A 13730-nucleotide genomic window follows, 5' to 3' on the forward strand; every position below is an offset into this window, starting at 1 on the left:
GCCTGCGGTGGACGTGCGCTCCTTAAAGGCTCGCACGCCACGGCCCCATCAATCGACCTGGCTGACCTTCTCCCAGAATCCCGGCGCGACGTTGGTCGGCACACCCCAGCGCTCCTTATCCCAGCGCGAGCGATGGGCCCTGAACCACCCCACCGAGTCTTGCATCCAACGACTGGCCAGCGGGTGAGCCTCGGCCACATCGTTGAGTTCCAGCACATCCTGGCTGCGGTCGTAGAGCTTAAACTGCCCGGCCCTCAGGTAGATCTTCCACTGCGCGGCCTGCATCCCGTAGTGCAGCTGGTATTGCGTCGCTACCGCCGGGCTCGGATACCCGCCGTGCTGCCCGAACATGGTGGGCAATAGGTTCATCCCCTGCTTGTCTTCCGGGTGCTCCAGCCCCAGCAGCGCGGTGACCGTGGGCAACACATCAACCACATCCGCGCCGGCCTTCACCACCCGACCCCGGGGCAACTTCGCATAGTGGAAGATCAGCGGCACATGCACCATCTCCTGATGCACGTTGTGGCCATGCCCCACGCTGCCATGCTCCCAGAACTCCTCGCCATGATCCGAGGTGACCACCACCAGGGTGTCCTCCCAGATTCCCAGGCGCTCCAGCTCGGCGCGCAGGTGCCCGAAGGCGTTATCGTTGTAGGTGATCTCGTTTTTATAGAGGTTGATGATGCGTTCTTTATCGCGCTCACTCACCGGAAGTTTCTTGCCTTTGACCAGGCCCAGATCCTCGCCGGAGATGTAGCGTTGGAAACGGCCGTGATAGGGCTCGGTGTCGTAGAGGCCGATGTACTCCTCGTGACGACGGTAGGTGACATGAGGGTCGATCGTCCCCAGATAGAGAAAGAAGGGGTGATCGAGGTTGGACTCCACCCAGCGCAGGCCCTGATTGGCCATAAACATCCCGTCGAGCGCAGTCTGCTCGTGGATATTGTTCTGATAGGCGTCCCACGCCCGGCGAAGGTTGAGCAGATGGGAGGCGTAGCCGTTACTGGAGTACATCGCGGTCCGGTAATCGGCGTCTTTGAAGAACTGCTGCACGACGCGAACATCATCGCGAACCTTTCCCCGACCGGCCACGCCGTGGCGGTTGGGGTAGAGCCCCGAGAAGAGCGAGGCGTGACTGGCCCGTGACTCCGTGCCCTGCACATAGGCCACTTCAAAACTCACGCCCTCATCAGCGAGGCGTTTGAGGTTGGGAGCCTGGACGTTGGTTTCAAAATGAATCGGCAGGTAGTCCGCACGAAGCGTATCGATCACCCAGAAAAGCACGTAGCGCGGCGGCTCGATCGTCTCCGGCATCTCCGGCAGCGAGCCTTCACGCACCACCCTGGCCCCCTTAAGCGTCATCGGCTCCTGGCATCCCTCACCGGCGAAGATCTCCAGGCGAGTGATGGCATCTTCCTCGACGGGCAACTTCCAGCTGGTGGTCTGCGTGTCACCGCGCCCCTTCACGAGCACACGAACATCATCAAGGGCTGTCGCGACGGTGCCCTCTCCCTCTTCGCGCTCCAGACGCACGCGAGGACCACAGCCTGGCTCGGCCTCAACCTCCAGCTGAAGATGTGCGTCCTGATGCGCCCACACAAGCCACGAGAGGCCCTGCCCTGCGTCCAGAGCCACCTCGCCCTGCCCCAGGATATGTTGATGAGGCTCGATGGCACGAGGCGATGCGTCGTTCTCAAGCGCCGCCGGCTCCTCTGCTGCCCCCGGGTCGGCAACCGCGGCACCTTTTGCATGTTCCATCGGGTCGCTCTCGGCTCCCGCGCCCGACTCACGCTCAGATTTCACAGCAGCCTCAGCAACGTCGCCCTCCTCGGCCTGGACCTCGGGCGGGAGCGCGTCACCCAGGCGTGCCCATGCCAATCCCCCGCCGGAGAGTTGTCCGTCGACGCGCCCCATGTTGGAGAAGCTCAAGACGATGGCGTTATCTGCACGCACCGGCGCGCCCTTCAGGGGCAAGCGCAGGGTCTGCCATCCCTCCGTCAACGCCACCTGCTCCAGACGATGACCGTTGATGGTGATCTGCAGGTCATTATGCCCTCGGGCCGGGCTGAAGACGCGCAGCGCGAGTTCCTCAACCTCCCCCGTCGCTGCCGGGAGCCAGATACGCGCCTCCCGTCCTTTGGTCGCTGAAACCACCCCGCCGTCGACCTCCGCCCCCACGATCCACTCCCGCCCGTGGTTGCCGTGAATATAGCGCATGAAGTCCGGCTCACGGGCATCAACCCAGTAGGCGCGAGCGTCCGCTCTGTTGCTCACGCGGTGCGCCAGCGGTCGGTTCTGCAGAAGGTCAAAGGAGGTGAAATGCTCGCCATCCAGCCGGGGCAGCGGCGGGTCGAGTTCGGGAGCGCCGCTCACCGGCACGATCGAAGGATCAGCAACGCGCTCCAGGTTCTGGCGGACCTCGGAGGCCTGCTCCGGGGAACGGCTGCTGCAGGCCAGCGGAGCGCCGGCGACAAACACAAGGGTGGCGAACGCAAGCCCGTGGGGCCACTTCATCGATGTCATGATCGGATCTTTTGAGAGGAAGGGGCGCGCGGCGCCGCATCGCGCCGCGCGCAGAGACCTTAGTTTTGAAGCGTGGTGCGGTTAAAGCTGGTGGTTACCAGACCGGCGCGCCGAAGCCCCACGCCGCTGGAGCGCACCAGGTCATCGATCGTAACCGTGGTGCGAATTGCGTCGACGAGGATGGTGCCGTTGACGAATAGGTCCTCACGGCCCTGGGACGGCTGGGGCACCCGGACGCTGTGGCTGAACTGACCATTGCTGCCCTCGGCGCCCATCGACCATACATCCCAGCTTCGCTCCTCGCCGACCATCCGCACCCGGTAGATCGGACCGGCATCGGCATCGATCGCAATGGTGCGCTGGCCACGGTTCGCGCTGAGTTCCGACGCTCCCGGGAAGGTTCCCAGACGCGTGGAGGTGTTGAGGGTCTGACCGTTCCAAAGCGCGGCAGAAAAATCGGTGGCCAGCGCATCTCCCTCAGCGCTGAACGCCAGCGCGAGCAAGGCGTAGCGCCCGCCCACCGTCGCACCATAGGGAGGCGCCATAAAGAGCGTGCGTGCATCGGGTCGGCCGTCACCATCGTCGTCGGCGGTAGCGCTGATGCCCATAGGTACAAACCCCGGACCTTCGAGTTGCACGCCACCGACGAGCACCGCCAGCGAGGCGGCTTCATCGCCGAGCTGCGGGAAGTTGGAGATCTCCACCGCCGTCGAGAGACGCTGACGCACCGAGGGTACCAGATCTTCTTCGGGGAAATTGTTGTAATCCGGCAGCCACTCGGCGGTATCTCCGTTGCCGTTGATATCGGAGAGGTCCAGCGCGCGCGGAAGCGCCTCCAGCACCATCGGCTGCTGGTCATGATCAAAGCGACTGAAGAGTGGCAGAAGCGTCCCGATAGCCGCGTTGACGTTATCCGGCGGCGAGGAGAAGAGCCCGATGAGGTCGTTGGCAGGCACCTGACCGGCAAGGCCCCAGGCAAGGCGCGCCCCGCCGGCCGACTGCACATAATAGGTCTGCTTGCCCTCAATCTGCAGCGCGAAGATGCTGCCGTAGGCGATCACCCCGCCGGGCAGCGGCACCTGGGCACCTCCGAGTCCGGGGATCGAGAAGTCGGTCACAAAGGAGTCACCCAGCAACCGTGTCAGGTCGAGGTCCAGAAGGTCGCCGGCGATGCTCGCTCCGGCCAGGCCCAGGTTGATATCCCCCGAGGTGTTGAGCTGGCTCAGGTCAAACGACCCCGTAAGCCCGGCAGCAGGACCGTTCCCCGAGCGCGGTGAGACTGGAAGACGCACATCGCGCGCCTGAACGCCCTGCACCGTCAGGTAGTTGTAGTTCGTATGGAAGACCGAGACGGTGTAGGCGCCTTCGACCCGCTCAAAAGTGGCAAGACCGCCGGCATCCGTCGTCGCGACCTGGTCGCCAAGCTCCACGCGCGCACCGAGGATCGGCCGGCCGGTCTCCATATCCTGGGCCACCACGCGGATAACATCGACGGGCACCAGACCGCTGTTGCTAAATTCAGCCGTACCGTCGCATTGGATCGGGTCGCCGGTGGCCAGCGTCGCGCTAATTTGCGTGGTGCCGGCGGTGGTCCCGCCCACAAGATCTCGGCCGTCAATCGAGGCGACCGCGGGCGTGCTGGAGCTCCACATAAAGTCGGCCGCGACACCGTTGCCCTCCTCGTCAAACGCGAACGCCTCAAGCCTTACGCGCTCATTCGGTGCGATGAGCCCGCCCTCGGTAATGACCACGCAGGAGAAGGTCAGCGGCGGATCGATGCACTGCCCGTTGTCGCAGAGTTGCCCCTCCTCGCAGGTATCATTGCCACGGCAGAGGCGCTCCTGACAGAAACCGCCGACACACTCGGCACGCTCCCCGCATTCGGCGTCGGAGGAGCACTCCGGGGTAAACTGACACACGCCGGCGATGCACTGCTCCTGATCGCCACAGTCGTCGTCGAAGGTGCAATCGGGGCGCTCCACACAACTCTGCTCCACGCACACCTCGGAGGGGCGACACTGCGCGTCGCTCTCGCACTCCGGCCCGGCCACACACTCGCCAGCCTGACAGACCTGGGTATCAGCGCACTCCGCGTCGACTTCACAGCCGCGACATTGACCCGCGTCGCAGACAAACCCGTCACACTGCGCATCGCTCTCGCAGACCTCCGCCACGCAGCGGCAACCCAGCTGCACCTGCCCCTCCTCACAGGTCACCGGGCACGGCTGCGCCACGCATTCGCCAAGCTCCGTGTTGCAGACCGACTGCTCGCAGGCATCCCCCGCGCTCTCGCACTGGCCGCTGCCGCAGTCGAGATCATCCTCACAGCGGAGCGGCTCTACATCCGGCGTATCGCCATCCGGGACATCCGCGTCGGGGATATCCTCATGTACACACACCTGCCCGACACACTGACCGCCCTCCGGGCATTGATCATCGCTTTCGCAGCGCTGACCGACTTCAGTGCGACCGCAGGCCGCCGCCATCACACAGAGGGCAGCGATCAACGCGGCGCGCGTCTTCGACGAAAAGGTTGGCAAAGGCAGGGATGTCATGGTCATGAGCCTGGGATCATCAGTTCAAGTTGGGCGAATGCGCCTGAGTGTAATGAAGTTCGCCGACGCGATCCAAACTGAGCGCAGGCCGGTTGGTGATCAGCCCTCAAAACGAAAACGCTTGCTACGCGCGAGCTGACGCTCGCGGCGCAGCGCATAACGCGCGATGGCATGTCGATGCGGCTGAGAAATGGCGCGAAACACAAAGGCTGTACCGCTGCGCTCGCCATCCTCATCAACCCGAACCACCTCGCCCAACGCGAGAATCTCCGGGCTGTGCAGGCTGGGGATCTGAACTCGAACCTCCGCCAGATCACCCAGCGACCAGATCGGGTCCTCATCACCCGCAGCCAGCCACATGCCCTGGTCGTTGAGTTCCACCCAGCGGGAGTTGAGTCCGGCCTCATTATGGGACTCAATAAGGCGCTGCAACTCGGTGATCTGCTGACGCATGGCGCGTAGTTCGTTGAGAGCAAAGACCATCTCCCGAGAGAGGTCATCGGCGTGATCGCGCCAGTCGAGCGCATCGTGCATCACCCCGTCGCTTTCCAGAACCGCCGCATCGAGGATGCGCGCCTCCAAAGCCTCGACATCAGCGGCGGCTACCGTGGTCACCTGACAGGGCAAAAGACTACGCACACGCACAGAACTGCGACGCTCCGCGCCGGTTTTTTCGCTCATCATATCATCCCTCGGGTACCGGAATGCCGCCTCATGGGTCGACTCCCGCAAAAAGGCGGCGTCATTGCGGGCACTTGCGCCACCCAGACTACACCAGCCTACAGCTCGGGCAACTTGTTCTGCTGCGTCGACTCAGGGGCGAAACGTCAACGAGGCCACGTCATCGCTGCGTACACGCACGCGCCGGGTCTCCGAGTAGCGTTTTAACGTCGTGAAATAGACACGCACATCGTACTGCCCCGGTGCAAGCGCGTGGCCATTGAGACGCGGGCTGCTGGCCACCAACGCCCCGTCGATGTAGATGCGCGCCTCGTCGGCCCCCTCTACGCGTACGTTAAGCCTGCCGGAGCCCGCCTCCGCCGGCGCACCGCCGAGCTCCCAGATATCAAGTGCCTCGGCAGAAGCGCGCTCCTCGGCGGTCGTCGCCGACGCCTGGGAGGCGCGACGCCGCTGCGGGGCCCGGCGTTCCCTTCGAGGGGCAGACGCGCTGGCCGCCTTCGGAGCGGGCTTCTCCGGGAGATCAAAGCTCAGATGGACATCGCGCACCCGGGGGTCGTCTTCCCCCCAGACGATCTCGTGTTGCTGCGCTTCGGCCCCCTCAAGTTCCGCGTAGACTTTATGCTCTTCGTCGCGAGCAAGCCCCATTGCCGTGACCGGTGACGTCCCCAGAAGATCGCCATTCACGTAGACACTGGCCCCCGGCGGCGAGGTCGTGATCTTTAAAATGCCCCCCAACGCCTCGAGCTGAACGACCACCGGGTGCATCCCGACTTCGGCCACCAGGTTAAGTTCGCTGACATCGTAGCCATCGCGCTCGAAACGCAGCGCATAGCCACGTCCCACGCGCAAGTCGCTCAACGTCGTTGGCGTTGCCCCGACAAACGCATCATCGAGGTAGACGCGAGCGTTGGCCGGCTCGGTTGACACCATCAAGTCGGTGTGCGTCGCCGCCGCCGGCGCGCTCGCCACGGCGAGCTCGGCATCGGACCGCTCGCCGGAACCTCCCATAAGCATCACGCCGGCCACACCCACCACACCGATCGCCAGCAGCGCGAGTGCCGCCCCCACAAGATGCGGCCGTGTGCGAACCATATGATCGATGCGAGCCTTCAGCGGTGCCGGAGCTGTGGCCCGGGGTTGAGTCCCGTGGACGCTCTCGCGCTGCGATGCCTTGTGGGCAGGCTGCGCAGCGAGAGAAGCCTCACTGAGCGAAGGGCCAAAGCCCACCTGGGCCTTCTGGCGTTTCTCAACCGCCTGGGAGGCCGCCGTGGGCACTGCCGCAGAGTCCGCAAGAAGATGGGCCGGCGGACGCGCCTCGCGGGTCATCACATCGTCGGGATGCACCACCGCCTGCGCTCCGGAACGAAGCGCCGGGCGATCTTCGGTCGTCTCTCCCCCGTCGTGCTCGCCCCAGTCCACCATGGCGGTGGCCGCATCGGCCTCCAGATCATCATGCTCATCCTCACGCATAAAGATCTGGGTGTGGGCGTCTTCGGCAAACCCGCCATCATCGTCGAGACCGGCGGCACGAGCATCAAAGATCACGCTGTTCTGACTGGCTTCAAACTCCCCACGCTGCATCGCCTCAAAGCCCGCTGCACGGGTCTCCTCGGGAAGATGCGCGTCGAGGTAGGCGCGCACAAACTCCGCCATCTCCATCCGGCCCATCGCGTTAAGCTCGCGACGGGCGACTTCGGCCAGATCTCGCCGAAGCTCCAGCGCCGAGCTGTAGCGCAGCTCCGGATTGCGCATCAACGCGCGGCGCATCACCGCGACGAGCCCCGGCGAAAGGTCCGGAACCACCTCTTCGATTGGAGGAAAGTCGGCCTGGCGCACCGCACGCAACAACTCGCCATCGGGAACCCGATCAAAGGGATGTTCCCCGCTGAGCACTTCGTAGAGCACCATTCCCAGAGCATAAACGTCGGTGCGACCGTCAATATGATGGCCCAGCGCCTGCTCGGGGCTCATGTAGTAGAACTTGCCCTTGATGATGCCCGCCTGCGTCTGCTCGGCGCGCATACGCGCTTTGGCGATGCCAAAATCAACGAGCTTGACCTCCCCGTCGACGCTGAGCATCACGTTCTGCGGTGAGACATCGCGGTGGACCAACTCCAGCGGTTTGCGATCGGCCCCGAGCTTCGTATGCGCGTAGTGCAACGCCTCGGCCACCTCCATCGCCACATACACCGCCACTTCTGTGGGAAGCTGGCGATGTTGGCGCTGCACCCGCTCGGAGAGTTCGTGCAGATCAAGCCCCTCGATAAACTCCATGGCGATGTAGTACTGCCCGCTGACAACTCCCAGATCAAAGATCTGACCGATGTTGGCGTGGTTGAGCTGCACCACGAGCTTGGCCTCGTCGATCAGCATCGAGGCAAACTCGCTGTCTTCGGAGAACTGCCGGTGCAAACGCTTGATCGCCAACACCTTGGCAAAGCCGTCAACCCCATCGGTGCGGGCTTTAAAGATCTCGGCCATGCCTCCTACAGCGATACGCTGAAGCAGGGTGTACTTGCCAAATTTCTCACCGGTTTCTATCATGGCGACTTCGAATTCAGGGCCAGGGAACGGGCCGCCATTGTGGCGTATTTCGGTCCTCAAGACCACCCGTTTCCTTACCCCTGCTGCTGAAAAGGTTGGCCCCTGGCCTCCCGCTTCAGCCCTCTCGACCATTTTCCCGTCGCGGCTATCTGATCCTTCGTAGAAGGTCGCGCCTCCTTGCAGCCCGTGTCGAGGCCTCATGGCGCCCAACGATTCCTATCCCGCACAGTTTCAGCCCACCAAGATCGCGTACATCAACGGCGATCCGAAGACTGTGCACATCCGCCGTGCCCAGCTGATCATCAACCCTGGCGCCGAGAACCAGCGCGAAGTGATCTTCGACCAGAACGTCATCAAAATTGGCGCACTCGAAGACAACGACGTGGTCCTCGACGACGAAACGGTCAGCCGCAACCACTGCCGCATCGTTCAGGAAGACGACCACTACGTGGTCATCGACCAGGGCTCCACCAACGGCACGCACATCAACGGGGTGCGCATCCGCGAGGCGTTTCTCTCGCCCAACGTGATCCTCTGTGTAGGCAACACCAACATCCGTTTTCGCCCGATCGACGAGCAGGTCGCGGTCGAGCCCTCACGCACCGAGCGTCTGGGCAACATCGTGGGCCGCTCTGTGAAGATGCGCGAGATCTTCGACATCCTCTCCAAGATCGCCCCGACCGCCGCTACCGTGGTCATCGAAGGCGAGACCGGCACGGGCAAAGAAGTCGTCGCGCAGACGATCCACCAGATGAGCCCGCGCAAAGACAAACCCTTCATCGTTTTCGATTGCGGTGCCGTGCCCGAGAGCCTCATTGAGAGCGAGCTCTTCGGCCACGAAAAAGGCAGCTTCACCGGCGCGATCATGACCCGCAAAGGCCTCTTTGAGATGGCCCAGGGCGGTACGATCTTCCTCGATGAGTTGGGCGAGCTCTCCATCGACCTCCAGCCGAAGCTCCTGCGCGTGTTGGAGCAGCGAGAGGTGCGCCGGGTGGGCTCCAACAAACCCATTCCCATCAACGTACGCGTCGTCGCTGCGACCAACCGCTCTCTGGAAGACGAGGTCAAAGAGGGACGCTTCCGCGAAGACCTCTTCTACCGCTTAAGCGTGGTACGCCTCTTCTTGCCCGCGCTGCGCGAGCGCGTCGAAGATATTCCTCTGCTGGTCGAGCACTTCCTCAAGCACCTCGACTGCAACCTGGACTTCGATGGCGAACGCCGCCTTCAGAGCGTGCAACCTGAGGCGCTGGCCGCGCTGATGGCCTATGAATGGCCGGGCAATGTGCGCGAGCTTGCTAACGCGATTGAGCGGGCCTGCTCCTTTGCGGAGACCGACATGCTGCAGCTGGCCGATCTTCCCGACTACATCGCCGGGCAGCGACCACGCAACGTCGACTCCGGCCCCCTTGATGAAGATGATCAGTGGAGTGAGATCCCGGCCAAAGCCGAGCTCAAGGAGCAACCCTTTAAAGAGGCCAAAGAGCAGTGGATCTCCTCGTTTGAGCGCGACTATATCGCCGAGCTCCTCTCCCGCCACGGCGGCAACATCAGCCAGGCCGCCCGCGAGGCTGATATCGACCGCAAGTACTTCCGTAAGCTGATGACGAAGTACGGGATCGTGGCCGACGAGATCATCTAGGCCCGCCCCGCCAGAAGTGCTTAGCCTCAGGGCTCAAAGCGAAGATCGCGCCGGAACCCGGTCCCCTCACCGGCGCGAACTTCGATGTTGAAGTCCACCTGGCGATCCCCTCGCCGAAAGCTCAGCGTGCGCTGACCGGCGGCCACCGGAATCCGCGTGTCGCCCTCAATCGGAGTGACAAGACCGGTGTTGATGTCATCGATGAAGACACCCCACCAGTCTTCACCGGTGCTCACGCTGAGCCAGCCGTAGTCATCGGGGCTGCGCACAGGAAGTTCGTGCACCGCGTCACTTTCGACGCGCCCCAGCCCGAGTTCGGGAAAGCCGATCGCGCTCTTAAAGGTTCCGAGCTCCAGGGTATACACCTGCTGCGGGCGCAGATCCGTGAGCACGACCGGTGGCGGACCGTAGGAGCGCTCATTAAGCATCACCTCGTGGGCGCTCTCTCCCGCAATGAGAAGGCGGTCGGAGGGCTCCAGGGCGATCGCGACGGAGTTATCCACCCCCAGTTCCGCATGAATAAAACGGCTAAAGGGCCTGTGATCAGGAGCCAACGCCTCGACGAGGTGACGCCCGCGAGGCAGCCCCAGAAGCGCGTCGGAGCGCTCGCGCACGCTGACCTCTTGCGTGTTCACGAAGACGCGTAATCCCTCAACCTGGGGCCAGCTCAACTGAACTTCAACATCGGCAGCCAGATCGGCACGAATCTCCGCGTGCTCTTCGGCTCGGATCTGAATCGACTGCACCAGGGGCTCGTAGTCCGGGTGTCGCAGCTCAACAGCATAGGTTCCCGGGGCCAGATCGGTGATGATCGCGGGCGAGCCCTGGGCGCGCTCTACCCCGTCGATCCACACGCTGACTCCCTGAGCCGGCGCGGCCTGGACGTTAAGCGTCGCAGCGGGCGGCGCGACCGGCTCCGGCGGCTTGCGCATCATCAAATAGAGCGCGGCGGTCCCCAGCAGTGCGACCGCCAGCACCGTCACAAACGCGGCAATGATGCGTCGACGGGTGCCCGCGTCGAGTCCAGCGGGAGGGCTCTCGGGAGCGGCTGCTGCCAGCGAAGGCGTCTCACGGGTGCCGGTATTCTGAATCAGGGCCAGCGCACGTTGCGGATTGGCCACACCGGTCACGTCGGTCGCCTCCGCGTCAAACATCGCGCGCAGCGCGGGGCGCGGGGAGGCTGCCGTGTGTCGCCCTGTCGGCTCAGCGGACAGAACCTCGTCGAGACGCGCCTCCACCTCATCGCGCGTCTCGTCGATGGTGTCCGGAGCGTCGGCCCACGCCTCATAGTCGGAGAGCTCCAGCCCGCCAGCCTGCACCACGGTGTGGTTGGCCACAAAAGCATCGAGATCCACGCCCTCGTCGGGGGCCTCATCCACATCCCAGATCTGAGTGGCTTCTTCGAGTTCGACGTCGCCATCGTTGCCGCCCGGGCCGTAACTCTGCGAGAAGAGCTGACGCACGTCGTCGGCGGTGTTGATGCGGCGGAAGTGCTCGCGCTTCTGCTTCTCGGCGTCGTACTCCTCGACAAAGGCGCTGCGCATCCAGGTGGTCAGCTGAGAGCGATGGTAGGGAGGCTTTTGCCGGGTGAGGTAGGCCTTTAAGTCGGCGGCCATCTCACCGGCCCACTGGTAGCGATCTTCGCGATCGGCGGCCAGCGCTCGCATCACGATGGCTTCGACCTGCTCCGGCACTCCGGGGTTGAAAAGACGCGGCGACTCGATCTGCGGATCGCGAATCAGCCGCATCGTCTCAATCTGGCTCTCACCGCGGAAGAGACGCTGGTTGGTGAGCAGCTCCCAGAAGAGCGTCCCCATGGCGAAGATGTCACTGCGATGGTCGATATCATAGCCCCGCACCTGATCGGGGCTCATGTAGCCAAACTTCCCCTTGAGCACGCCCACCTGGGTGCGGGTCGACTGCGAGGCGGCCTTGGCGATGCCGAAATCGATGACCTTGACCTGCCCATCCCAGCTCACCAGCACGTTCTGAGGGCTGATATCGCGGTGAATGATGTTGAGCGGGTTGCCATTCTCATCGGTCTTGCGGTGGACGTAGTCCATGCCGCAGGCGATCTCATGGAGGATATGGCAGGCCATATCCACCGAGAGGATCGTGTTCTGGCGTCGCACCAACTTCTGCAGGGCGAGCAGATCCTGGCCGGCCACAAACTCCATGAGGATGTAGAAGCTCGACTGAAACTTCCCGAGCTCGAAATTCTGCACCACGTTGGGGTGACGCAGCTGCACGGTAAGCCGGGCTTCATCGATGAACATCCGAATGAAGTCTTCGTCTTCAGCCAGGTGCGGCAAGATGCGCTTAAGCGCAAAGTAGCGGTTGGGATCCGGGGCTCCCAGGGGCTTGGCCCTGAAGACCTCCGCCATGCCGCCGACGCTGACACGCTCCAGGAGCGTATATTTCCCAAAAAGAAGGGGTCGTTCCAAAGCGAGGACCTGCGCGCGGCGTAGCAACTTCCGGGGTGGTCGGCCCGCAAGACTCGCGGGCACTGAGGAGAGGTTCGACATCCGATCCATGCGTGTGAAATTCACAGCGCGATCGGTGCCGGAGTATAAGGAGGGGGCTTGCAAAGCGTCAATCACAGCATTTACCCCGGCGGCGCTGGACAACACCAGGACCGGGGTGCAGGTTTGGGCGCGATGAGCCTTTGGATCCCGTAAGCGCGCCTGCGGCCGGGGTCCCTGCCCCTTCTTCAGCACAGAGAGCGACGTATGAGCAGTCCGGATATCTCCGATCGAAAACGCGACCATATCGAACTTTGCGCCGACCAGGACGTGGAGGCACGCATCAAGACCAACCTGCTCGACGCGGTGGAGCTCTTTCATGATTCGCTGCCGGAGCTCGATGTGGACGCTCTCGATCTGAGTGTGGAGTTTGCGGGCAAACGCTTAAACGCGCCGCTTTTGATCACCGGAATGACGGGCGGAGCGCCGGAGGCCGAACGCATCAACAAAGAGCTCGCGCTGGTTGCCCAGGAGCTGGGACTTGCCTTCGGAGTGGGAAGTCAGCGCGCAATGGCCAAAAACCCCGAGCTCACGGCGACGTATCAGGTACGCGATATCGCGCCGGACATCTGCCTTTTAGGTAACATCGGCGCGGTGCAGGCCGCCGAGATGAGCACCGCGCAGGCCGAAGATCTGGTGGGCGCCATCGGCGCAGACGCCCTCTGCGTGCACCTCAACCCCGGGCAGGAATTGATTCAGCCCGAGGGCGACCGTGACTTTCGCGGCTGCATCGACGCCATCGCCCGCCTCGTCGAAGAGCTCTCCGTGCCGATCATCGCCAAAGAGACCGGCTGCGGGCTCTCGCCGCGGACGCTCGACCGCCTTCTGAAGATCGGCGTTAGTCACGTCGACACCTCCGGCGCCGGGGGCACCACCTGGATCGGGGTCGAGGCGATGCGTGCGCCGACCGATCAGCAGAGCCTCGGTGAACTCTACTGGGATTGGGGTGTGCCAACGGCCGCCTCCATCGTGTACGCGAAACGCCGCGGAATGCATGTCATCGGCTCGGGCGGGCTACGCTCCGGTTATGACGCGGCCCGCGCCATCGCCCTGGGAGCGGACATCGCGGGCATGGCACTCCCCTGGCTTCGCGCGTGCTATAACGAAGGTGCTCCCGGCGCTCGCGCCTTCGGCGCTCGCTGCCTCACCGCACTTCGCACGGCCATGGCACTTACCGGCTCGTCCAACGTGGACGAACTTCGCCAGGCCCCGAAGATGATCGGCCCGCGCCTGGAGCGCTGGCTTGCGGCCGACCCGCTGCGCTGA

General features: G+C 63.6%; 7 protein-coding genes. 2 read left to right on the top strand and 5 right to left on the bottom strand.

Annotated elements, in window-relative coordinates; genetic code table 11:
- Positions 1 to 48: 48 nt before the first annotated feature.
- The 4 genes from EA187_RS05750 to EA187_RS05765 form a co-directional block, all read right to left on the bottom strand.
- A complete protein-coding gene (locus EA187_RS05750) occupies positions 49 to 2523 on the bottom strand; it encodes a sulfatase family protein (protein ID WP_127779461.1) in 2475 nt (824 codons plus the stop codon).
- Between the two features lie 59 nt (positions 2524 to 2582).
- Entirely contained in the window at positions 2583 to 5084 is a 2502-nt protein-coding gene (locus EA187_RS05755) for an Ig-like domain-containing protein (protein ID WP_127779462.1), read from the bottom strand.
- Between the two features lie 93 nt (positions 5085 to 5177).
- Positions 5178 to 5762 (bottom strand): hypothetical protein, encoded by a 585-nt coding sequence (locus EA187_RS05760; protein ID WP_115602469.1) that lies wholly within the window; start codon positions 5760 to 5762, stop codon positions 5178 to 5180.
- 129 nt (positions 5763 to 5891) lie between these two features.
- Positions 5892 to 8303, bottom strand: coding sequence for a serine/threonine-protein kinase (locus EA187_RS05765; protein WP_164856037.1), 2412 nt, complete (start codon positions 8301 to 8303; stop codon positions 5892 to 5894).
- A 199-nt stretch (positions 8304 to 8502) separates the two neighbouring features.
- On the opposite strand from EA187_RS05765, the gene EA187_RS05770 reads away from it, so the two are divergent.
- Positions 8503 to 9942, top strand: a complete 1440-nt coding sequence (locus EA187_RS05770) for a sigma 54-interacting transcriptional regulator (RefSeq protein WP_115602467.1) — start codon at positions 8503 to 8505, stop codon at positions 9940 to 9942.
- Between the two features lie 26 nt (positions 9943 to 9968).
- Here EA187_RS05770 and EA187_RS05775 read toward each other — a convergent pair whose 3' ends face one another.
- On the bottom strand, positions 9969 to 12386 hold the full coding sequence (locus EA187_RS05775) for a serine/threonine-protein kinase (protein WP_164856038.1): 2418 nt from the start codon (positions 12384 to 12386) through the stop codon (positions 9969 to 9971).
- A gap of 285 nt (positions 12387 to 12671) precedes the next feature.
- On the opposite strand from EA187_RS05775, the gene fni reads away from it, so the two are divergent.
- The gene (gene fni, locus EA187_RS05780; RefSeq protein WP_127779465.1) at positions 12672 to 13730 is read left to right on the top strand and encodes a type 2 isopentenyl-diphosphate Delta-isomerase; all 1059 of its coding nucleotides are present in this window, start codon (positions 12672 to 12674) and stop codon (positions 13728 to 13730) included.

This window comes from Lujinxingia sediminis, from assembly GCF_004005565.1.
GTDB classification, from domain to species: Bacteria; Myxococcota_A; Bradymonadia; order Bradymonadales; family Bradymonadaceae; genus Lujinxingia; species Lujinxingia sediminis.